The sequence below is a fragment of the Mycobacterium sp. 141 genome (genome assembly GCF_000382405.1).
Lineage (GTDB): Bacteria > Actinomycetota > Actinomycetes > Mycobacteriales > Mycobacteriaceae > Mycobacterium.
In genome coordinates this window covers 21,946-43,592 of the sequence record NZ_KB908279.1, presented here as the reverse complement: position 1 = coordinate 43,592, position 21,647 = coordinate 21,946, and the positions used below count along the sequence as shown (strand labels likewise).

19 protein-coding genes are annotated in these 21,647 nt (G+C 66.6%); 14 read left to right on the top strand and 5 right to left on the bottom strand.

The features are described 5' to 3' along the window. Positions 1 to 94 precede the first annotated feature (94 nt). From H276_RS0121685 to H276_RS0121650, 8 genes are all read left to right on the top strand, one after another. Positions 95 to 946: a DUF1707 domain-containing protein gene (locus tag H276_RS0121685; RefSeq protein WP_019973386.1), complete on the top strand. Its 852-nt coding sequence runs from the start codon at positions 95 to 97 to the stop codon at positions 944 to 946. 229 nt (positions 947 to 1,175) lie between these two features. After that, positions 1,176 to 1,721, top strand: coding sequence for a PadR family transcriptional regulator (locus H276_RS0121680; protein WP_026357287.1), 546 nt, complete (start codon positions 1,176 to 1,178; stop codon positions 1,719 to 1,721). A 62-nt stretch (positions 1,722 to 1,783) separates the two neighbouring features. Continuing rightward, positions 1,784 to 2,863, top strand: coding sequence for an inositol-3-phosphate synthase (locus tag H276_RS0121675; RefSeq protein ID WP_019973384.1), 1,080 nt, complete (start codon positions 1,784 to 1,786; stop codon positions 2,861 to 2,863). 215 nt (positions 2,864 to 3,078) lie between these two features. Further along, complete coding sequence (locus H276_RS0121670) at positions 3,079 to 5,160, top strand: PhoX family phosphatase (RefSeq protein ID WP_026357286.1); 2,082 nt, start codon at positions 3,079 to 3,081, stop codon at positions 5,158 to 5,160. Positions 5,161 to 5,190: 30 nt separating this feature from the next. After that, a complete protein-coding gene (locus H276_RS0121665; RefSeq protein ID WP_196807973.1) occupies positions 5,191 to 6,006 on the top strand; it encodes an LLM class F420-dependent oxidoreductase in 816 nt (271 codons plus the stop codon). Positions 6,007 to 6,113: 107 nt separating this feature from the next. After that, on the top strand, positions 6,114 to 7,883 hold the full coding sequence (locus H276_RS0121660) for an ABC transporter substrate-binding protein/permease (RefSeq protein ID WP_019973381.1): 1,770 nt from the start codon (positions 6,114 to 6,116) through the stop codon (positions 7,881 to 7,883). Then, on the top strand, positions 7,883 to 8,620 hold the full coding sequence (locus H276_RS0121655; RefSeq protein ID WP_019973380.1) for an amino acid ABC transporter ATP-binding protein: 738 nt from the start codon (positions 7,883 to 7,885) through the stop codon (positions 8,618 to 8,620). Before H276_RS0121660 ends, H276_RS0121655 begins: the two co-directional genes overlap by 1 nt. 92 nt (positions 8,621 to 8,712) lie before the next feature. Further along, the gene (locus H276_RS0121650) at positions 8,713 to 9,246 is read left to right on the top strand and encodes a MarR family winged helix-turn-helix transcriptional regulator (protein ID WP_019973379.1); all 534 of its coding nucleotides are present in this window, start codon (positions 8,713 to 8,715) and stop codon (positions 9,244 to 9,246) included. Positions 9,247 to 9,252: 6 nt separating this feature from the next. On the opposite strand, the gene H276_RS0121645 is transcribed toward H276_RS0121650, so the two are convergent. Then, on the bottom strand, positions 9,253 to 10,593 hold the full coding sequence (locus H276_RS0121645; RefSeq protein WP_026357285.1) for an amylo-alpha-1,6-glucosidase: 1,341 nt from the start codon (positions 10,591 to 10,593) through the stop codon (positions 9,253 to 9,255). Positions 10,594 to 10,668: 75 nt separating this feature from the next. Between H276_RS0121645 and H276_RS0121640 the strand changes: the two genes are divergently transcribed. Continuing rightward, on the top strand, positions 10,669 to 11,334 hold the full coding sequence (locus H276_RS0121640; protein ID WP_019973377.1) for an SDR family oxidoreductase: 666 nt from the start codon (positions 10,669 to 10,671) through the stop codon (positions 11,332 to 11,334). A 49-nt stretch (positions 11,335 to 11,383) separates the two neighbouring features. Here H276_RS0121640 and leuS read toward each other — a convergent pair whose 3' ends face one another. Further along, entirely contained in the window at positions 11,384 to 14,248 is a 2,865-nt protein-coding gene (gene leuS / locus H276_RS0121635) for a leucine--tRNA ligase (protein ID WP_019973376.1), read from the bottom strand. 224 nt (positions 14,249 to 14,472) lie between these two features. Here leuS and H276_RS0121630 point away from each other — a divergent pair, with 224 nt between their 5' ends. Together H276_RS0121630 and H276_RS0121625 are read left to right on the top strand one after the other, a co-directional pair. Continuing rightward, positions 14,473 to 15,390: an LpqN/LpqT family lipoprotein gene (locus tag H276_RS0121630; RefSeq protein ID WP_019973375.1), complete on the top strand. Its 918-nt coding sequence runs from the start codon at positions 14,473 to 14,475 to the stop codon at positions 15,388 to 15,390. 59 nt (positions 15,391 to 15,449) lie between these two features. Next, complete coding sequence (locus H276_RS0121625) at positions 15,450 to 15,800, top strand: hypothetical protein (protein ID WP_019973374.1); 351 nt, start codon at positions 15,450 to 15,452, stop codon at positions 15,798 to 15,800. An 11-nt stretch (positions 15,801 to 15,811) separates the two neighbouring features. Here the strand turns inward: H276_RS0121625 and H276_RS0121620 are convergent, their stop codons facing one another. Further along, positions 15,812 to 16,417, bottom strand: coding sequence for a YqgE/AlgH family protein (locus H276_RS0121620; protein ID WP_019973373.1), 606 nt, complete (start codon positions 16,415 to 16,417; stop codon positions 15,812 to 15,814). Positions 16,418 to 16,569: 152 nt separating this feature from the next. On the opposite strand from H276_RS0121620, the gene H276_RS0121615 reads away from it, so the two are divergent. Both H276_RS0121615 and H276_RS0121610 read left to right on the top strand, forming a co-directional pair. Next, complete coding sequence (locus H276_RS0121615) at positions 16,570 to 17,856, top strand: MFS transporter (protein ID WP_026357284.1); 1,287 nt, start codon at positions 16,570 to 16,572, stop codon at positions 17,854 to 17,856. A gap of 21 nt (positions 17,857 to 17,877) precedes the next feature. Continuing rightward, a complete protein-coding gene (locus H276_RS0121610) occupies positions 17,878 to 18,690 on the top strand; it encodes a TIGR03084 family metal-binding protein (protein WP_019973371.1) in 813 nt (270 codons plus the stop codon). Between the two features lie 83 nt (positions 18,691 to 18,773). On the opposite strand, the gene H276_RS0121605 is transcribed toward H276_RS0121610, so the two are convergent. Continuing rightward, on the bottom strand, positions 18,774 to 19,286 hold the full coding sequence (locus H276_RS0121605; RefSeq protein WP_019973370.1) for a hypothetical protein: 513 nt from the start codon (positions 19,284 to 19,286) through the stop codon (positions 18,774 to 18,776). Positions 19,287 to 19,304: 18 nt separating this feature from the next. Beyond that, positions 19,305 to 20,747 carry a CCA tRNA nucleotidyltransferase gene (locus H276_RS0121600; protein ID WP_019973369.1) on the bottom strand — a complete coding sequence of 481 codons (1,443 nt, stop codon included), beginning with the start codon at positions 20,745 to 20,747 and terminating at the stop codon, positions 19,305 to 19,307. A gap of 84 nt (positions 20,748 to 20,831) precedes the next feature. On the opposite strand from H276_RS0121600, the gene H276_RS0121595 reads away from it, so the two are divergent. Next, a complete protein-coding gene (locus H276_RS0121595) occupies positions 20,832 to 21,632 on the top strand; it encodes an NUDIX hydrolase (RefSeq protein ID WP_019973368.1) in 801 nt (266 codons plus the stop codon). The last annotated feature ends 15 nt before the right edge of the window (positions 21,633 to 21,647 follow it).

Below are 21,647 nucleotides of genomic sequence, written 5' to 3'. Positions count from 1 at the left end.
AGTACGTCGGCCCTCACGCCGCCGAGGCGTGACCGTGTCTGGAACTCCTACGATCATCGGCGTGGCAACAAGACAGCAGTCTCCGCAAAGCGCCATGACACGGGCCAAGGACAGCGACCGCGACGACACCTGCAAAGTGCTCGACAGCGCGTTGGAGGAAGGTCAGCTGTCGATGGAGGAGCACCGTCAACGCGTGAGCGCCGCCACCAACGCCACCACCTTGGGCCAACTCGCCACGCTCGTGGAGGACCTGCAGAACTCCAACGCACCGGTCCGACTGCCGACCCTGACCCAATCGCGGGTGCGAAAAGTGCCGGGCCCCATCCACGCCGGCTGGGGTCTGCGGTTGGCGATGGCCGTGGTGCTGGTGCTGTTCGGCATCGGGATCGGCTGGGGTCTCTACGGCAACACCACGTCACCGCTGAGCTTCACCACGGACCCGGGCGCCAAGTCCGACGGCATCCCCGCCACGGTGCTCACCTCGCCACGGCAGCTGCTGTCCCTCGGCGGGTTCAACGGGCTCTTCGAGCAGATGCGTAAGAAGTTCGGCGACACCACCGGCTACGAGCTGGAGATCCGGGAGGACTGGGCGGAGCTGTACCGCGCCGACCCCAACGACAACCGTCGCAAGATCGAGTACGACTACCGCGGCGGCTGGGGCGACCCGAGATCATCATCGCCGAGCGCGCTGAGTGACGGGGACCGCCTCGTCGACCTGGCGAAATTCAATTTCGACGCGATCATCGGCATGCTGCGCGGCGCACCGGAATCACTCAACGTCCCTCGGGCCGACGTCAAGTACACGTGGTTGGAGATCTCCCCGTCAGAGGATCCCGCGACGCCGGATGCGGTGAACATCACCATCCGTGTCAGCGGTGATTTCGGCGGCGGCTACATGGTTCTCGCGCCCGACGGCACTCCCAAAGAGGTCTACCCCAAGCAGTGATCGGCCGCCGATGATCCGGCCGGCTGGTTCGCTCCCGTGCGTCACTCTGGCGTGACGCTCGACGTCGGCAGCCACTCTGGCGTGACGAAGCCGGAGGTGACAAAGCCGGCAGTGGCGAAGCGTGCGTGTTGAAGTTCAGTTGGCAAGCAATATATCGGCGCGATACAGTGACACGAGGTGTTGATCCGCCGTAGCGATCCACACATGTCCTGTCGAGGGGGTGAATTCGGTGCTGGAGCTCGCCATCCTGGGTCTTCTGCTCGAATCACCCATGCACGGCTACGAGCTGCGTAAACGCTTGACGGGTCTACTTGGCGCCTTCCGGGCGTTCTCGTACGGTTCGCTCTACCCGGCACTGCGGCGCATGCAGGCCGATGGGCTGATCGTCGAGGATGCAGCGCCGCTCGGGTCGACCAAGGTGCGCCGTGCGCGCCGGGTTTACCAGCTCACCGATGCCGGCAAACAGCGGTTCACGGAGCTGGTGGCCGATACCGGCCCACAGAACTTCTCCGACGACGGTTTCGGGGTACACCTCGCCTTCTTCAACCGCACCCCGGCCGAGGCCAGGATGCGAATTCTGGAGGGGCGCCGCCGCCAGGTAGAGGAACGCCGGGAAGGTCTGCGCGAAGCCGTGGCGCGGGCCAGTAATTCGTTCGACCGCTACACCCGTCAGCTCCACCAGTTGGGGCTGGAGTCGAGCGAACGCGAAGTGAAATGGCTCAACGAATTGATCGCGGCTGAACGGCTGGGCCAAGGCCGCCCAGAGAACACTTGAGTGCAGCCGGCCCGGAACCAGGCCACTGCCGAGCAGTACCGAATTGAGTAAGGAGACCGTCCATGTCTGAGCACGCAGGAGAGATCCGGGTCGCCATTGTCGGCGTGGGTAACTGCGCGTCGTCCCTGGTACAGGGCGTGCAGTACTACCAGAACGCCGACGAGAACACCACCGTGCCCGGGCTGATGCACGTGAAGTTCGGCCCGTATCACGTCCGTGACGTGAAGTTCGTCGCCGCGTTCGACGTGGACGCCAAGAAGGTCGGCTTCGACCTGTCCGAGGCGATCTTCGCCTCCGAGAACAACACCATCAAGATCGCCGATGTGCCCCCGAGCGACGTCATCGTGCAACGCGGCCCGACCCTCGACGGCATCGGCAAGTACTACGCCGACACCATCGAGGTCTCCGACGCCGACCCGGTCGACGTCGTCAAGGTCCTGCGGGAGGCCAAGGTCGACGTGCTGGTGTCCTACCTACCGGTGGGTTCCGAAGAGGCCGACAAGTTCTACGCCCAGTGCGCCATCGATGCCGGGGTGGCATTCGTCAACGCACTGCCGGTGTTCATCGCCTCGGACCCGGTATGGGCCAAGAAGTTCGAGGACGCCGGGGTGCCGATCGTCGGCGACGACATCAAGAGCCAGGTCGGCGCCACCATCACCCACCGCGTGATGGCCAAGCTGTTCGAGGATCGCGGCGTACAGCTCGACCGCACCATGCAGCTCAACGTCGGCGGCAATATGGACTTCCTGAACATGCTCGAGCGTGAGCGCCTGGAGTCCAAGAAGATCTCCAAGACCCAGGCCGTCACCAGCAACCTGCAGCGCGAGTTCAAGACCAAGGACGTGCACATCGGCCCGTCCGATCACGTGGGCTGGCTCGACGACCGCAAGTGGGCCTACGTGCGGCTGGAAGGCCGCGCTTTCGGTGACGTGCCACTGAACCTGGAATACAAGCTTGAGGTGTGGGATTCGCCGAACTCGGCCGGCGTCATCATCGACGCCGTGCGGGCCGCCAAGATCGCCAAGGATCGCGGCATCGGTGGTCCGATCATCCCGGCCTCGGCGTACCTGATGAAGAGCCCGCCCAAGCAACTGCCGGACGACATCGCCCGCACGCAGCTGGAGACCTTCATCGAGGGCTAGTTTTCATCCCTGAGACTGCGTTGAGATCGCCTGAGGATATGCAATCCCGATCTCGGCGCAGTCTTGGCGTATAGAGACTCCCGGTATTCTCTTGTGGCCGAACGTGTCATCAGCAGTTCACCAGCTGGATCACAGCCGATTGCCAAGCTGCCGTAGTTTCGCCGTGACCGGTGGCCCAGCCCTCCGCCGGTGTCGAGCGGAAGGATCTGCGCGCCATGGCGCTCATACCGTTGAATCTCTTTGTCTCCCACCGTGGAACTTCGTCGCGGCAACACATCACGTGCCGCTATCGCTGCGGTGACGCCTGCTCGAAGCCGGTGCCGAACACCAGTGACAACGAGTACTTCGGCGACATCGTCAAGCGGATGTCACGCCGATCGCTGCTGCGGGCCGCCGGTGTAACGGTATTGGCCGTCGGTACCGGGTCGGCGCTGGCGGCCTGCGGACGAGACGAGGCACCGACCTCGCAGCCGCCGGCACCGACCACACCCGACCAGACACCCACCGGTATGCGCTTCGCGTCCGTCGCCCCGAACACCAGTGACGCAGTCGTGATCCCGGACGGTTACCGACAGCAAGTGGTGATCGCCTGGGGCGACCCCGTGCTGCCCGGCGCGCCCGCGTTCGACGTGCACAAACAGTCCGGCGCCGCGCAACGCCAGCAGTTCGGATTCAACAACGACTTCGCAGCCCTGCTGCCGGTCCCCGCCCGGGACGGCAACTTTCTCTTGGTGACCAACCACGAATATGTGACCCCGCAATTCATGTTCCCCGGATACGACGCCGCGGCCCCCACCCGCGAGCAGTTCGACATTGAGATCGCCGCGGTCGGTCTCACCGTGATCGAGGTCGAGCGCACCCGCGACGGCGCGCTGCGGCCCGTGCCCGGGCAGTACAGCCGGCGCGTCACCGCCGACACCCCGTTCACCCTGACCGGACCGGCTGCGGGAACCGACTTCGTCAAGACTCCAGCCGATCCCACCGGCCGCACGGTGGCAGGCACTTTCGACAACTGCTCCGGCGGTGTAACACCCTGGGGCACAGTGCTTTCCGGTGAGGAGAATTTCAACAGTCGGTTTGGTGCGGCCGCGGGCAGCCCGACACCAGGCCCGGTGGACGCCGACCGCTTCAAGCGTTACGGCATCACCGCCGAACCGTCGGAACTGCATTGGGAGACTTTCGATCCGCGCTTCGATCTGACCAAGACGCCCAACGAAGTGAACCGGTTCGGCTACGTCGTCGAAATCAATCCCTGGGACCCGGCCTCGACACCGGTGAAGCATTCCGCACTCGGCCGTCTCAAGCACGAATCGGCCAACATCTACGTCACCGCAGACGGCACTGTGGTCGCCTACACCGGTGACGACGAACGCTTCGATTACATGTATAAGTTCGTATCCGCCAAAAAGATTCAGCCGGGCTGGGAAAGCGGAGACTCCGCCGCCGTCGCACACAACATGACCCTCCTGGACGAGGGCACGCTGTACGTCGCCAAGCTCACCAGCGACATCCCGGCCGACGAGATCGACGGCTCCGGAAAGCTGCCGGCTGCGGGTTCATTCACCGGCTCAGGAACCTGGCTCCCCTTGCTGACGTCTGGGCCAAACGGAACCGGTGAATCGCTCGTTGCCGGCATGACCGCGCAAGAGGTCGCCGTGTTCACCCGGTTCGCCGCCGACAAGGCCGGCGCCACCAAGATGGACCGGCCCGAAGACTTCGAGGCCAATCCGCACACGGGCAAGGTCTACGTCGCACTGACCAACAACGACAAGCGCGGCACCGCAGGCAAGACACCCGCCGACGCGGCCAACCCGCGCAACGAGAACAAGAACGGCCAGATCCTGGAAATCACCGACGACCATGCCGGGACAGCGTTCACCTGGGATCTGCTGCTGGTGTGCGGTGACCCGAATGCCGCCGACACGTACTACGCCGGGTTCGACAAGGCCAAGGTCAGTCCCATCTCCTGCCCGGACAACCTGGCTTTCGACGAACACGGCAACCTGTGGATATCCACCGACGGCAATGCCCTCAAATCCAACGACGGACTGTTTGCGGTTGCCCTCGAAGGGCCGAATCGCGGTGAGACCAAACAGTTTTTGACCGTGCCGGTGGGTGCAGAAACCTGCGGGCCGGTGGTCACCGAGAACCTGGTGACCGTCTGCGTCCAGCATCCGGGTGAAGGTGACGACTACAGCCTGGACAAACCGCTCTCGCACTGGCCCGACGGCGGTTCGGCGCCGGCTCGGCCGGCCGTGGTGGCGGTGTGGCGCGACGGCGGTGCGATCGGTGTCTGATCACGGCGATCGAGCCCGGCGCGAACCACCTTGAGTACGCTGACTGAAGTGACCCTCCCCATCCGCATCGGCGTACAACTGCAGCCGCAACACTCGCCGGAATACAGCTATATCCGTGACGCGGTCCGTCGCTGTGAAGACATCGGCATCGACATCGCATTCAACTGGGACCACTTCTTCCCGCTCACCGGCGACCCCGACGGCGCGCACTACGAGTGCTGGACGATGCTCGGTGCGTGGGCTGAGCAGACGTCGCGCATCGAGATCGGTGCGCTGGTCACCTGCAACTCCTACCGCAACCCCGAACTGCTCGCCGACATGGCCCGCACAGTGGACCACATCAGTGCTGGACGGCTCATCCTGGGCATCGGATCTGGTTGGAAACAAAGAGATTACGATGAGTACGGCTACGATTTCGGCACCGCGGGCAGTCGGCTCGACGATCTCGCCGCCGCACTCCCGCGGATCAGTGCCCGGCTGGCCAAACTCAACCCGGCTCCCACCCGCAAGATTCCGATCCTCATCGGCGGGCAGGGCGAGCGCAAAACCCTGCGATTGGTCGCCGAGCACGCCGACGTGTGGCACGCGTTTGTCGACCGCAACACCTACCCGGCCAAGGCACAGGTGCTTCTCGAGCACTGCGAAAGCGTGGGCCGCGACCCGGCGACCGTCGTTCGCTCGGCCGCGGTGCGGGACACCGGCGGGCTCGATGCCATGCTTGCCGAGGCCGACGCGCTCGCCGATCTCGGCGTCACGATCCTGACCGTCGACACCAACGGTCCGGATTACGATCTGACCGCGGCCGAAGCGCTGTGCCGGTGGCGAGACCGGCGCAACGGCGGCTGATACGGATTCCATGCTCGCCGAGCTGACCGTCGCGGTGTGCTCGGCGAATTGCAGTCGCCTTGAGCAGAATCCCACATCGCTGCGCGTGTGACCACTACGTTGCAACGATGAGCTTCGGACGGCTACTGGCGCTGATGGCATCGATCCTGATGGTCCTGGGGTTGACGCTCGCGGGCCCGGCCCGCGCCGACACCGACCAGTGCGCGCCGCCCGGAATCGACAGCGCCAGTGCGCTGCCGACCAACCTGGCCGCCGCCGCAACCGGTCCCGGGGCGGACAAATACACCACCGCGACGGTGCAGCCGCTGGACACCGTCAAGGTGGACGACCTCGGGCTGGGGACCCCCGGTGTGCTGACCGTCGGCACGCTGTCAGACGCGCCGCCCAGCATCTGCATCAATGCCAAAGGGCAGTTCACCGGTTTCGACAACGAGTTGCTGCGGGCCGTCGCCGACAAGCTGGGTCTGAAGATCAACTTCGTCGGAACGGAGTTCTCCGGTCTGCTGGCCCAGACCGCGGCGCGACGCTTCGACGTCGCGTCGTCCTCGATCACCACCACCGACGCGCGAAGGCGCACTGTCGGATTCACCAACGGCTACGACTTCGGCTACTTCTCGCTCGTGGTGCCCACCGGGTCACCGATCACCGGATTCGGCAAGCTCGCACCGGGACAGCGCATCGGCGTGGTGCAGGGCACCGTGCAGGAGTCCTATGTCATCGACACCCTGCATCTGCAACCGGTGAAGTTCCCCGATTACGCCACCGTTTACGCGAGCCTCAAGACCCGTCAGATCGACGCCTGGGTGGCGCCCTCGCAGCAGGCATCGGGCACTGTCCAACCGGGTGATCCCGCCAAGATCATCGAAAACACGTTCAGCTTGGACAATTTCGTCGCGTGGGCGGTGGCCAAGGAGAACCGGCCACTGATCGACGCACTCAACTCCGGTCTCGACGCGGTGATCGCCGACGGCACCTGGGCTCGGCTGTACTCCGATTGGGTGCCCCGCGCCCTGCCGCCGGGGTGGAAGCCCGGCTCGAAGGCCGCGCCGGTACCGCAGCTGCCCGACTTCGCCGCCATCGCCGCCGCCCGCGAAAAGCCTGCCAGCAACGGTGCCGTGGCACCGAAATCCACACTGTCGCAATTGGCCGCCTCGTTCCTGGACTGGGATCTCTACCGGCAGTCGATCCCCGTCCTGTTCAAGACCGGCCTACCCAACACCGTGATCCTGACCATCTGCGCCAGCATCATCGGGCTCGTCCTCGGGATGGGTCTCGCGGTGGCCGGCATCTCGCGGTCGCGATGGCTGCGCTGGCCGGCCCGCATCTACACCGACATCTTCCGCGGGCTACCCGAAGTGGTGATCATCCTGCTGATCGGGCTGGGTGTCGGGCCGGTGGTCGGCTCACTCACCGGCAACAACCCCTACCCGCTGGGCATTGCCGCCCTGGGATTGATGGCCGCGGCCTACATCGGGGAGATCTTCCGTTCCGGTATCCAGAGTGTCGAGGCCGGACAGCTGGAAGCGTCTCGCGCACTGGGCTTCAGCTATTCCGCGTCGATGCGACTGGTGGTGATCCCGCAGGGGGTGCGGCGGGTGCTGCCCGCGCTGATGAACCAGTTCATCTCTCTGCTGAAAGCCTCATCCCTGGTGTACTTCCTGGGCCTGGTGGCCAGCCAACGCGAACTGTTCCAGGTGGGCCGCGACCTCAACGCACAGACCGGCAACCTGTCCCCGTTGGTGGCAGCCGGCTTGTTCTACCTGCTGCTGACCATTCCGTTGACCCACCTGGTGAACTTCGTCGACAACCGGCTGCGCCGAGGTCGACCCGCCGCCGAGGAAGACCCGCCGGCCTCCGTCGAGCAGGAGATGATCTGATGCCGGCTGCTGAGCCAGTCTCGTTGTCCGCCAAAGGCATCAAGCTCGCCTTTGGGCCGAACACCGTGTTGCGCGGAGTGGACCTGGACGTCCCCGCCGGCACCACGACCGCCATCATCGGACCGTCCGGGTCTGGCAAATCCACCTTGCTGCGGACCCTGAACCGGCTCTACGAACCGGACGCGGGCGACATCCTGCTCGACGGCCGCTCGGTGCTGACCGACAACCCCGACCAGTTGCGCCAACGCATCGGCATGGTGTTCCAACAGTTCAACCTGTTCCCGCACCGCAGCGTGCTGGAGAACGTGACGCTGGGCCCACGCAAGCTGAAAAGGCTTGCCGACGACGAGGCGCGTGAGCTGGGGCTGGCCCAGTTGGATCGAGTCGGCCTGCGGCACAAGGCCGATGTCCGGCCCGCCACGCTGTCCGGCGGGCAGCAGCAGCGGGTCGCCATCGCCCGGGCGCTCGCGATGGCGCCGCAGGTGATGTTCTTCGACGAGGCCACCTCGGCGCTGGATCCCGAACTGGTCAAAGGCATTCTGGCGTTGATGGCCGACCTGGCGGCCGACGGGATGACGATCGTGGCGGTCACCCATGAGATGGGCTTCGCGCAGTCGACCGCAGACACCGTGGTGTTCATGGATCACGGCGCGGTCGTCGAATCGGGCAGCCCGGACCACATCTTCTCCGCGGCCGAAACCGATCGGTTGCGGCGTTTCCTGTCCCAAGTACTGTGAGCCCATGCAGAGGAAACTGTGAGTTGACGCGCGTTCGGCAAACCTCGCAAGGTGGCGTCGCGGCAGGTCCAGACAGGTTAGACTAGCGAACTATGGTGGAGACCGAATCCCAGGTCACCGAGCTGGCAGGGGAACTGCAGCGGGTGCTCTCCAAGGTTTTCTCGGTGCTGCGCCGCGGAGACACGCACAAGGGAACAGCGGGTGAGCTCACGCTGGCTCAGCTATCGATTCTGTTGACCCTGCTGGACCAGGGCCCGATCCGCATGACCGAACTCGCCGCCCGCGAACGGGTGCGCACTCCCACGACAACCGTCGCGATCCGGCGACTGGAGAAGCTCGGCCTGGTCAAACGTTCACGCGATCCATCCGACCTGCGGGCCGTTCTCGTCGACGTCACGCCGCGCGGGCTGGTCCAGCATCGGGAATCCCTCGCAGCGCGCCGCGCCGACCTCGCCAACCGACTTGCGCGGCTCAGCGACGAGGATCTGGAAACCCTGGCCAAGGCGATCGCACCGCTGGAGCGGCTCTCCGCGCAGGACCCCGACGACCAGGCCGGCGCGCACCACGACAGCAGCACCGAAAGTGCGGATAACTCAGCAAAAGCCGACTACCCCGACTGCGGCTGAGCCTGCTCAACCCAACCAATCAAGCACCGCGGCCGCGGTCCACGACTGCTGCATGCTGCCCAGCGGTTCACCGGTGAACGGTTCGTAGTACTCGGCGAAGGTGCCATCGCTGGCCTGCCGCAGCCCTTCCCGGCGCAAATCCAACGACCGCTCGGCCCAGCCGCGGCGGGCAAAGCACCACGAGAACAGCCAGGTCATCACCGGCCACACCGGTCCCCGCCAGTACTCCCTCGGCCGGAAGTCCCGTGACACCGGGGAGGTCGACGGGATCAGCGCGTACCGCAGGTCCGGATGCCCGCAGAAGCGTGGCCCCTCCAACAGTCGCAGCAGGGCCCGTTCGCGCTCATGCGGCAAGCCGCCACAGAGCAGCGGCGCGAACTGGGCGACCGTCTCGGTGGCCACCCACCTTTTTGTCCGGACGTCGTAATCCCTTGCCGCACCGGAACGTTCGTCCGCAGTCTCGACCACACCGGTGCGGAACCGCTCCGCCCACGAGTAGAGATCACGCACGTCGGCGTTGGGGCGCTTGTGCTCCTCTCCGATTTCGGCGAGCACCTGACAGGCCACCGAGAAAATCGCCGAGACGAACACGTCCTCGACCGCGAAGCTCATCACCTTCGGTAGCAGATGATCCTCGTAGCGCACCGATTTCATCTCCTCGAGCAACCACAGGTACCGGTCATACTCGAGGTCCGACGGCCGCTGGGTGGCGTCGGTGACGATGTTGTTGTCCTCCCGCTGGTACTCCGGGACGTTGCCGGGAACCACGTTGGCGTAGGCGGTGTCCCAGCGCGGCGAGTTGTCCATGCCGGACTCCCAGCCGTGATACAGGGTGATGCGGCCACGCCCGTTCTGGTCCCGGTTCTCGGCGAGCCAGCGGTGCCAGCGCACCAGGTCCGCCCAGCGCCGGTCCAGGAACGAGGCAGCGATCGCTCGAGTGGACCGGCCCCGGATGCGGGCATGGTCGAGGATGCGCTGCACCGCAATGGCATGTACCGGCGGCTGGGTGATGCCCGACGTGTGCCGAGTGCGGGGCGCATTCGCCGCGAGCGCCGCGGTGGCCCACCGCGCCGGACCCGGGAAATAGCCGTCGACGCCGTTGGCGAACACGATGTGGGGAATCATGCCGTTGTGCCACTGCGTCGAGAGCAGGGTGTCCAGCTCCACCACGGCGCGCTCGACGCTCAACGGCGCCAGGCCGATCGCGACGAACGCCGCATCCCAGCTCCACATGTGTGGATACAGCAACGGCGCGGCCGTGGTCATGGCGCCGAGATCGTTGCCGCGCAGCAGATAAGCGGCGCGGGCAGCGAGTTGCGTGGGTGCGAAGCTGGGGTCCGGTGGCATCGGTACCATCATGCGACGCGCGCGCAAAACTCGCACACCGACAGCCACCGGTGACGTCTCAGTAGAGTTGCAGTCGTGCCCACCGCGTTGATCACCGGGGCCGGCGGCGGCATCGGCTCGGCCATCGCCGCTGCTCTCGCACCCACCCATACCCTGCTCCTGGCCGGCCGCCCGTCTGCCCGGCTGGACACGCTCGCTGAGCGCCTGGGCGCGCCGACCTGGCCACTGGACCTGGCCGATCGCGACTCGATCGAGGCCAGCTCCGAAGTGCTCGCCGAGCTCGACGTGCTGGTGCACAACGCCGGCGTGCTCTATCCGGGCCGGGTCGCCGAGTCCTCGGCCGAGCAATGGCGGGCCAGCTTCGAGATCAACGTCACCGGCGCAGTGGCGCTGACGATCGCGCTGCTGCCGGCGCTGCGCGCGGTCCGCGGGCACGTGGTGTTCATCAATTCCGGTGCGGGCCTGACGGTTTCGCCCGGTATGGCGTCATACTCGGCAAGCAAGTTCGCGCTGCGGGCGTTCGCCGACTCGCTGCGGGCCGACGAGCCGTCGTTGCGCGTGACGTCGATCTTCCCCGGCCGCACGGACTCCGACATGCAACGCAACCTCGTCGCCTACGAAGAACGCGACTATCGCCCGGACCACTTTCTGCGACCGGAAACTGTCGCGGGGCTCGTCGTCACGGCCCTCACCACCCCGCCCGACGGCCATGTGCACGAGATCGTGGTGCGGCCGGGGTGATTTGTGTGCGTTCAGCGGCGGTCAGCGCCGCTGAACGCACACAAATCACTCAGACGACGAGGTTGACCAGCCGACCGGGTACGACGATGACCTTCTTGGGCGTCTTCCCGCCCAGGAAGACCTGCACCTTCTCGTCGGCCAGTGCCGCGACCTGAAGCGCTGCCTTGTCTGCATCGGCGGCGACGGTGACCTTGCCACGCACCTTGCCGTTGACCTGAACCGGCAGTTCCACAGTGTCGTCGACCAGGTAGGCCGGGTCAGCCACCGGGAACGGCCCGTGCGCCAGCGATGTGTCGTGGCCGAGCCGCTTCCACAGCTCCTCGGCCAGGTGCGGCGCGAGCGGCGCCACCATCAGCACCAATGGCTCGAGCGCGGCGCGCGATGACACGCCTTCCTTGGTGAGATGGTTGGTGTACTCGATCAGCTTGGCGACGGCGGTGTTGTTGCGCAGTGCCGCATAGTCTTCGGTCACCCCGGCGATGGTCTTGTGGAGTGCGCGCAAGGTTTCCTCGGAGAGCGCCTCGTGCTCGGCAACATGTTGAGCGCCGGTGGTCTCGTCGATCACCGCACGCCAGACCCGCTGCAGGAAGCGATGCGAGCCGATGACGTCCTTGGTCGCCCACGGGCGCGACGCCTCCAGCGGTCCCATCGACATCTCGTACACACGCAGGGTGTCCGCGCCGTACTCGTCACAGATCTCGTCGGGTGACACCGAGTTCTTCAGGCTCTTGCCGATCTTGCCGAACTCCTGATAGACCTCGGCGTCCTCGTAGAAGAACTTGCCGTCGCGTTCGACGACCTCGGCGGCCGGCACATAGCTACCCCGGGAATCGGTGTAGGCGAAGGCCTGGATGTAGCCCTGGTTGACCAGGCGCCGGTACGGTTCGCGCGAGGTCACGTAACCCAGGTCGTAGAGCACCTTGTGCCAGAACCGCGAGTACAGCAGGTGCAGTACCGCGTGCTCGACACCGCCGACATACAGATCCACCCCACCCGGATCACCCGCGCCGTGCAGTTCGGGCCGCGGGCCCATCCAGTAGGCCTCGTTCTCCTTGTCGCAGAACTCTTCCGAATTGTGCGGGTCGGCATACCGCAGCTCATACCATGAGCTACCCGCCCACTGGGGCATCACGTTGGTGTCACGGGTGTAGCTCTGCAAGCCGTCGCCGAGGTCCAGTTCGACATGCACCCAGTCGGTGGCCTTGTTCAGCGGCGGGGACGGTTCACTGTCGGCGTCGTCCGGGTCGAACAAAACCGGCGAATAGTCGGGCACATCCGGAAGTTCCACCGGCAGAATGGATTCCGGTAGCGGGTGGGCTTGGCCGTCGGCGTCGTAGACGATCGGGAACGGCTCACCCCAATACCGCTGCCGCGCGAAAAGCCAGTCCCGCAGCTTGTATTCGATGCGGGCCTGCCCGCGGCCGTCGGCCTGCAACCGACTGACGATCGCGTCCTTCGCGTCGGCCACCGACATGCCGTTCAGGTAGTCGGAGTTGACCAGTTTCCCGTCACCGCTGTACGCGCCTTGCGAGATATCGCCGCCCGCAACCACTTCCACAATCGGCAGGCCGAACTCTCCTGCGAAGTCCCAGTCGCGCTGGTCGCCGCCGGGCACCGCCATGATGGCCCCGGTGCCGTAGCCGATCAACACATAGTCGGCGATGAAGATCGGAATCTGGTGGTCGTTGACCGGATTGATCGCGTAGGCCCCGAGGAACACGCCGGTCTTGGTCTTGTTCTCCTGGCGTTCCAGATCGGACTTCGCGGCGATCGCGCTCCGGTACTCGGCGACGGCGGCCGTCGGGGAATCGGCCCCGTAGGTCCACCGGCTGTCGACGCCGTCGGGCCAGGACGCCGCGGTGAGCTTTTCGACCAGCGGATGTTCGGGTGCCAGCACCATGTAGGTCGCGCCGAACAGTGTGTCGGGGCGGGTGGTGAACACCTCGATGTCGCCGGCGTGAGTCGCGAAGTGCACCTGCGCACCGATCGAGCGCCCGATCCAGTTGCGCTGCATGGTCTTGACCTTGTCCGGCCAATCCAGCACGTCGAGATCCTCGAGCAACCGGTCGGAGTAGGCGGTGATCCGCATCATCCACTGCCGCAACCGCTTGCGGAACACCGGGAAATTGCCGCGGTCACTGCGGCCGTCGGAGGTGACCTCCTCGTTGGCCAGCACGGTGCCCAGACCCGGGCACCAGTTCACCATCGAATCCGCGCGATAGACCAGCCGATGGGAGTCGATGACCGTCGCGCGTTCGGCCGCGCTCAGCTGCGACCACGCCCGAACGCCATCGAGAGTACGTGCGCCAGAAGCGAATTGGGCTTCCAACTCGGCGATGGGCCGGGCCTTGTTCTGCGCCGGATCGAACCAGGCGTTGTAGATCTGCAGGAAGATCCACTGAGTCCACTTGTAGAAGTCGACGTCGGTGGTGGCGAAGCTACGGCGGGCGTCATGCCCCAACCCCAGCCGACCCAGCTGACGCCGGAAGTTGACGATGTTGGCCTCGGTCCGGGTCCGCGGATGGGTCCCGGTCTGCACCGCATACTGCTCGGCGGGCAAGCCGAACGCGTCGAAGCCCAAGGCGTGCAGGACGTTACGACCCGTCATCCGGTAATAGCGGGCGTAGACGTCGGTGGCGATGTAGCCGAGCGGATGACCGACGTGCAAACCTTCCCCCGACGGATACGGGAACATGTCCTGGACGAACATCTTGTCGGCAGGGACCGCTGTACCGTCCGGCGGTGCCAGCGTGCCGACCGGGTTGGCGACGTTGAACGTGCCCCGCTCTGCCCAGGTCTGCTGCCAGGCCTGCTCGATCTCCCCGGCCAGCTCCGCGGTGTAGCGGTGCCGCGGAGTGTCTTCTTCCAGACGCGAGGCGTCTGTACCTGACTGCGTGGTCGCGGGTTCGGTCACGCCAAACAGGGTATAAGGCGACCGCTGCCGGACCGAAATGCCCGTTCACCTGCCGTTGGGCCCGCTCCGAGGGCACGGCTTGGTATCGGTTGCATCGCAGCCGTGTCAGGGGTTGATCCCAGGTCGGTTGAGTACCTGGTGGCAAACCCAGTTACCTGGATACAGTCGGCGCCTACGTGTGGAAAGGACTAGTGTCCGCCGGCACCACTGGGAAGGACCGAGGAATGATCGAGATCGCCCGCCGCTGGCGGGTTCTGGCAGTTGGACTGGCCGCGGGAATGGCCGGTGTCATCGGCGTGGCGGGACCGACTGCCTCGGCCGAGCCACTCCTCCCGCTACCTCCCGCTCCAGGCCCTGCCACCGTGAGCCAAACCATGACCGTCGCGGCCACGCCGGCGGGGGTCGCCGGCCCACTCGCGCCAGGCGTCGCAGCCCCGGGTGTCGCGGCCTCCGCTATCCCCGCCGCGGCGCCCGTGCCCGGCGCACCGGCCATCGTGCCGGCCACCTCGGAAACCATCGCCGACTATCTCAACAGCAAAGGCGTCAAACTCGAACCCCAGGTGAGCCACAACTTCACCGCACTGAGCATCGTGTTGCCGATGCCCCAGGGCTGGTCCACCGTGCCCGACCCCAACGTCCCGGATGCCTTCGCGGTGATCGCCGACCGCTCCAGCGCCGACCTGTACACCCCGAACGCCCAGGTCGTGGTCTACAAACTCGTCGGTAACTTCGACCCGGTCGAAGCGATCAGCCACGGCTACATCGACAGCCTGCAGCAGATGGGCTGGCAGACCACCGACATGGCAATGGGCGATTTCAACGGCTTCCCGTCGTCGTTCATCGAAGGCAGCTACCGAGCGGACAGCCAGACGCTGAACACCTCGCGCCGGCACATCATCGCGACCGTCGGTCCCGACCGCTATCTGGTGTCCCTGTCGGTCAACTCAGGAGCCGCAAGCCAGGGCGTGTCGACAGCGGCCGATGCCACCGACGCGATCGTATCCGGGTTCAAGGTGAGCGCGCCTGGCGCCGGCGTCCCAGCCCCGCCCGCACCCCCGGCTGCGGGTTTGCCCGCGCCCGCGGGGCCCGTCGCACCGGCAGCCGCGGCGGGTTTGCCGCAGCTCCTAGGCCTGCACGGCTGAGTTCCGCCCAGCAGAACCCGATCTGACAACATGCCCATCCAGCTCGTATTGTGTGGCCCATGCTGATCGCCGCGCTGCTGTGCCTGAGCGTCGCCGTGATCGTCGGGATCCTGGGTCTGTGGTCGTTGACCAGGCCACAGTCCGACGATCCGGTCCGCACCGTGCTACGAGCCGTGGCCCCCACCCAGCTTGCCGCGGCCGTGATGCTGGCGGCCGGCGGTGTCGCGGCGCTGTCCGCTCAGCCGCGGACCGGCATGGTCGTGGTGACGGTCTGCGTCATCGGTGCGATCACCACGGTGGCAGCCGGCTGCTGGCAGAGCGCCAAGGTCGTCGCTCGCGCCGAGGCCGCGGCACCGGTCGGTGGCGGGTGCACCGGTTCGTGCGCCAGCTGCACCCTGTCGTGTAACTGACCGGACGGCCGTCAGTTACGGCTGGTGTCGATCGGGTGAGTCGCCAGTAACGATGTCGGCAACGGCTGACGCCGCAACACCCGGCCCCACAAATCGATCCGCGGTTCGATCAGCACATCGGACGGCAACGCTGAGAGCACGATCCAGTCGTCGCGCTCGATCTCGCCGTCGAGCTGCCCGATCGTCCACCCGGAGTACCCCGCGAAGATCCTGACGCCTTCGAGCGTCGGGGCGAGTGTGTCCGGGTCGGCGTCGAGATCGACCATCACGATGCGGCCCTGCACATGCCGCAACCCCGGCACCCCGTCGGCGTGCACGCCCACGCGCAGCAGCGCAAGACAGAGCGCGGAATCCCGCTTCACCGGGCCGCCGATGAACATGGTCTTGGGTTTGGCAGCAAGCTTGGCCCACTGCGGCAGCACGTTGTAGACCGCGGTCTCGCTCGGCCGATTCAGCACCACACCCAACGTGCCACCGGCGTTGTGCTCGACGATGTAGATGACGCTGCGACGGAACGTCGGCTCCAGCAGATCGGTATTGGCCAACAGGAGCGTCCCGGGTCGTACCCGGTGCGCCGCAGGCGCGATGAAGTCCTCCGGATCCTCTGACGGCGCCACCCGTCCATCATGGCACCAGCACCGCCGAGACGTGGCGAACAACCACGCGCGGTGCGCAATTTGTGGTGCCGGAAAGTTTGTACTGTGGAACAGGTCGCCGACCGTAGGCTGAACAGTCCCCGACACAACTCCCCGACCAGAATGTGATTGCCGTGGTTGACGCTGCCGCCCCGAGGGCCCTGTGGCGGTCTCTGCGCGGTATGACGGAGTTCCGCAAACTGCTGGAGCTGCGGGCGGTCAGCCAATTCGGTGACGGGCTCTTCCAGGCCGGGTTGGCCGGCGCGATCCTGTTCAGCCAGGAACGGGCTGCCGGGCCGTGGCAGGTCGCCGGATCGTTTGCCGTGACGTTCCTGCCGTACTCACTGCTCGGGCCGTTCGCCGGCGCCCTCCTGGACCGCTGGGACCGCCGGTTGGTGCTGGTCGGCGCGAACCTGGGCCGGCTGCTGGTGGTGCTGCTCACCGGTGTGCTGCTGGCCTACAGCGCCGGAGATCTGGCGGTTCTGTTCGCCGCGCTGATCGTCAACGGGCTGACCCGGTTCGTCTCATCGGGCCTGTCGGCGTCGCTACCCGATGTGGTGCCCAGTGGTCAGGTCGTCACGATGAATTCGGTGGCGACGGCCACCGGGTCGGCGGCCGCGTTCTTCGGGGCCAATTTCATGCTGGTGCCGCGGTGGCTGTTCGGCGCGAGCGATGCGGGCGCATCCGTGGTGATCTTCAGCGTGCTGGCCCCGGTCGCGTTGGCATTGTGGCTGTCGGTGCGATTCGGGCCGCACGTACTGGGCCCCCACCAGAGCAAACGCGCCATCCACGGCTCGGCCGCCTATGCGGTGGCCACCGGGTGGGTGCACGGCGCGCGCACGGTGATGTCGGTGCCGACCGTCGCGGGCACGCTGGCCGGGCTGGCCGCCCACCGGATGGCTTTCGGCATCAACAGCCTGCTGGTGCTGGTGATCGTGCGCCACACCGAAACTCCCGCCCCGGTTGCCGGTTTCGGTTTGGGCACGGCGGTGGTGTTTCTCGGCGTCACCGGCGTCGGCGTATTTCTTGCCACGGTGGCCGCGCCCGCGGTGATCGCGCGCTGCGGCCGATACGCTACCGCCAACGGGGCGCTGGCATTCGCCGCGGTGGCCCAGCTCGCCGCGCTCGGCTTACATCTACCGGTAATGCTCACCTGCGGGTTCCTGCTCGGCGCCGCCGGACAGCTGGTGAAGCTGTGCGCAGACTCCGCCATGCAGCTCGACGTCGACGACGCGCTGCGCGGACATGTGTTCACCGTGCAAGACGCGTTGTTCTGGATCTCGTTCATCGCCGCCACCTCGGCGGCCGCGGCGGTCATTCCCGCCGACGGAAAGTCGCCCGCACTGGTGGTGGCCGGCTCGGTGATCTACCTGGCAGGGCTGAGCCTGCACGCCACGATGGCCTCGCCCCGCCGCACCTGAGGCCGCTCTACCCTGACCAGCATGTCGACAGCAGAGCCGATCGTGGCCGATCTCCGTGCCGAAAGCAACGAACTCGACGCACTCGTCGCCGACCTGCCCGCCGAACAGTGGGCCGCTGAAACTCCCGCCGCAGGTTGGACCATCGCCCATCAGATCGCCCACTTGCTGTGGACCGATCGGGTCGCGCTGGTCGCCGTGACCGACGAGACGGGGTTCGCCGACATCGTGGCCGAGGCCATGAAGAACCCCACGGGCTTCGTCGACGCCGGCGCCGAGGATGTTGCGGCCACCCCGCCCGCCGAGCTGCTCGCCGATTGGCGCCAGACCCGGGGCCGGTTGCACGACGCGCTGCTGACGGTCGCCGACGGTCGCAAGCTGCCGTGGTTCGGGCCACCGATGAGCGCGGCGTCGATGGCCACGGCCCGGATGATGGAGACCTGGGCGCACGGACTCGATGTCGCCGACACCCTCGGGGTGCGCCGGCCTGCCACCCAGCGCCTGCGCTCGGTGGCCCACATCGGTGTGCGCACACGCGATTTCGCGTTCGCTCTTCATGGGTTGCCCGTTCCCACCGAGGCGTTTCGGGTCGAGTTGAAGGGTCCGGCGGGCAGGAGCGAAGCGACCGGGGGATCAACAGAGGATGGCGATCTGTGGACCTGGGGGCCGGAGGATGCTGCGCAGCGCGTGACGGGTTCGGCTGAGGATTTCTGTCTGCTGGTCACCCGGCGTCGCCCACGTGCCGAGCTCGACGTGACAGCCGTGGGTGCCGACGCCGAGAAGTGGCTGACCATCGCCCAAGCCTTCGCGGGCCCGCCGGGGACCGGGCGGGGCTGAGCAATCGACCGGCAATTGATTCGGACGGGTCGATTCTGCGCTGAGGACGGAAAGGCCGATAAGGCAGCGCCGTGAACGCAGAGTCAATGGCCGGCCACCGGGCCGGCCGAATCGGCCAGCCCGTCGCCGTCGGAATCGGTCAATATGAGGTCCCATCGGCCGTCACCGTCGGTGTCGACATAGGCCCGGTCGCCCACCAGCACACGGTCGGCCAGCCCGTCGCCGTCGACGTCGAGCAGCTGATCGTCAGCCGAACCGTCGCCGGAAAAGTCGACCAGCGGTCCACCGGGTCGGGCGACTTCCACGCCGTCCAGCCCGAACCATCGCACCTGCCCGCCGCGATCCACCCGCAGTGCCCAGGTGCCCGAACCGTCGTCGGTGAAATAGCTCTCGGCGCGGCCGTCGTCGTCGACGTCGAGCACGGCATGCTCGGCGATGCCGTCGCCGTCCAGGTCGGCCAGCACATCGTCGAGGCGGCCGTCACCGTCGAAATCCAGGCCCACACCATCCACTGTGCCGTCCGCGTCGAGGTCGACATCGGGCACTGCACTCCACATGGTCGCCGAACCGTCGGGATCGCCAAGGCAGTAGTCCATGCCCGATCAGACGCACGGCTACGCCTGGGCGTTCCACCATTCCTGCAGAGCGGCGATGGCTTCGTCGTGCTCCAGCGGACCGCGCTCCAGGCGCAGCTCCTTGAGGTAGCGCCACGCCTTGCCCACCTGCGGCCCGGCCGGGATACCGAGGATCGTCATGATCTCGTTGCCATCGAGGTCCGGCCGCACCCGCTGCAGGTCCTCCTTGGCGGCCAGTTCCGCGATCCGCGCCTCCAGATCGTTGTAGCTGGCCTGCAGCCGCGCGGCCCGACGCTTGTTGCGGGTGGTGCAGTCGGCACGCACCAGCTTGTGCAAGCGCTCCAGCAGCGGCCCGGCGTCGGCCACGTAGCGGCGTACGGCCGAATCGGTCCACTTGCCCTCGCCGTACCCGTGGAACCGCAGGTGCAGGTAGACCAGCTGGGAAACGTCGTCGACCATCTGCTTGGAGTACTTCAGCGCGCGCATACGCTTGCGGACCATCTTGGCCCCCACCACCTCGTGGTGGTGAAAGCTGACGCCGCCGTCGGACTCGTGCTTACGCGTCGCGGGCTTGCCGATGTCATGCAGCAGGGCCGCCCAGCGCAGCACCAAGTCAGGACCTCCGGGACCCTCCAGATCCATGGCCTGGCGCAGCACGGTCAGCGAATGCCAATACACGTCTTTGTGCTGGTGGTGTTCGTCGATGGCCATCCGCATGTCGCCGACCTCCGGCAGAACCACAGCGCCGAGCCCGGTCTGCACCATCAAATCGACACCCGCGACAGGGTCCATGCCCAGCAGCAGCTTGTCCAACTCTGCGGCCACCCGCTCGACCGTGATCCGGCCGAGTTGAGGCGCCATCTCCAAAAGCGCCTCCAGCACCCGCGGCGCGATCGTGAACCCGAGTTGCGAGACGAACCGGGCGGCCCGCAGCATCCGCAGCGGATCGTCGCCGAAGGACACCTGCGGGGTCGACGGGGTGTCGAGCAGCTGGGCTCGCAGTGCCGCCAAACCACCCAGTGGATCGCAGAATTCACCCGGGCCCTCAGGCGTGATGCGCACAGCCATCGCGTTGACGGTGAAGTCGCGGCGCACCAGATCGTCATCGAGTGTGTCGCCGAACTCGACCGTGGGGTTACGGGTCACCTGGTCATAGCTGTCGGCGCGGAACGTCGTGATCTCCACCCGCTGACCAGCCTTGGCCGCGCCGATGGTGCCGAATGCGATTCCGGTGTCCCACAGTCCGTCAGCCCAGCCGCGCAGCAGCTTCTGCACCGCCTGCGGCCGAGCATCGGTGGTGAAGTCCAGATCGGCACCCAGCCGGCCCAGCAACGCGTCGCGCACGCTGCCGCCCACGAGGTAGAGCTCGTGGCCCTCGGCAGCGAACAGCTGACCCAGCCCGCATAACAGTTCGCCGTGCTGGTTCAGCGCGACGAGTGCGCGGGCCAGCAGTTCGGCGTCATCGGCTGAAGCATCGGACACGTTCGGAGAGCCTAGTGCGCCCGCTGGGCCCGCTACCGGCGAGTGTGGCAGGACTGCGACTCTGTGGCAGCTACTATCGCTTGGGTGTCGGACGGCGAACAGGCCAAACCACGACGGCGCCGCAGTCGCCGCCGCGGCCAACGCCGTGCCCAGCGCGCTGCCGGACCGCCCGACGCGGGTACCGCCGAGTCCAGCGAACATCCCTCCGAGTCCGCGAGCAGCGTTGACAAGCACCCCACCCCGCGGGACCAGTCCAACCAACGCAAACCGCGACCGCGGCGTCCGCCCGAGCGGTTGCGGACCGTGCACGAGACCTCCGCGGGCGGTCTGGTGATCGACGGTATCGACGGCCCGAAGGACACTCAGGTGGCGGCTTTGATCGGCCGCATCGACCGCCGGGGCCGGATGCTGTGGTCACTTCCCAAGGGGCACATCGAACTGGGCGAGACGGCCGAGCAGACCGCCATCCGGGAAGTCGCCGAGGAGACCGGAATCCAGGGCACGGTGCTGGCCGCGCTGGGCAGCATCGACTATTGGTTCGTGACCGAGGGCCGCCGGGTGCACAAGACGGTGCACCACTATCTGATGCGGTTCCGGGACGGCGAACTCTCCGACGACGATGTCGAAGTCACGGAAGTCGCCTGGGTGCCGCTGGACGAGCTGCCGTCGCGGCTGGCCTACGCCGACGAACGCAAGCTGGCCGAAGTGGCCGGCGAGCTGATCGACAAGCTGCACACCGACGGGCCCGCCGCTCTGCCGCCGCTGCCCCACAGTGCGCCGCGGCGGCGGGCCCAAACTCATTCGCACACCCGTGATCACCACCGCGACGACTCCGGTCAGTCCCAGCCTCCCCGGCGCACGAACGGATGCGGACAAGGGCCGTGACCGCGGACCCGGCGA

Bases quoted from the DNA above. Each gene is read 5' to 3' on its own strand.
- H276_RS0121685 (WP_019973386.1), top strand. From the start codon at position 95: ATGACACGGGCCAAGGACAGCGACCGCGACGACACCTGCAAAGTGCTC.
- H276_RS0121675 (WP_019973384.1), top strand. From the start codon at position 1,784: ATGTCTGAGCACGCAGGAGAGATCCGGGTCGCCATTGTCGGCGTGGGT.
- H276_RS0121670 (WP_026357286.1), top strand. From the start codon at position 3,079: ATGGCGCTCATACCGTTGAATCTCTTTGTCTCCCACCGTGGAACTTCG.
- H276_RS0121660 (WP_019973381.1), top strand. From the start codon at position 6,114: ATGAGCTTCGGACGGCTACTGGCGCTGATGGCATCGATCCTGATGGTC.
- H276_RS0121655 (WP_019973380.1), top strand. From the start codon at position 7,883: ATGCCGGCTGCTGAGCCAGTCTCGTTGTCCGCCAAAGGCATCAAGCTC.
- H276_RS0121650 (WP_019973379.1), top strand. From the start codon at position 8,713: ATGGTGGAGACCGAATCCCAGGTCACCGAGCTGGCAGGGGAACTGCAG.
- H276_RS0121645 (WP_026357285.1), bottom strand. From the start codon at position 10,593: ATGCCACCGGACCCCAGCTTCGCACCCACGCAACTCGCTGCCCGCGCC.
- H276_RS0121630 (WP_019973375.1), top strand. From the start codon at position 14,473: ATGATCGAGATCGCCCGCCGCTGGCGGGTTCTGGCAGTTGGACTGGCC.
- H276_RS0121625 (WP_019973374.1), top strand. From the start codon at position 15,450: ATGCTGATCGCCGCGCTGCTGTGCCTGAGCGTCGCCGTGATCGTCGGG.
- H276_RS0121610 (WP_019973371.1), top strand. From the start codon at position 17,878: ATGTCGACAGCAGAGCCGATCGTGGCCGATCTCCGTGCCGAAAGCAAC.
- H276_RS0121605 (WP_019973370.1), bottom strand. From the start codon at position 19,286: ATGGACTACTGCCTTGGCGATCCCGACGGTTCGGCGACCATGTGGAGT.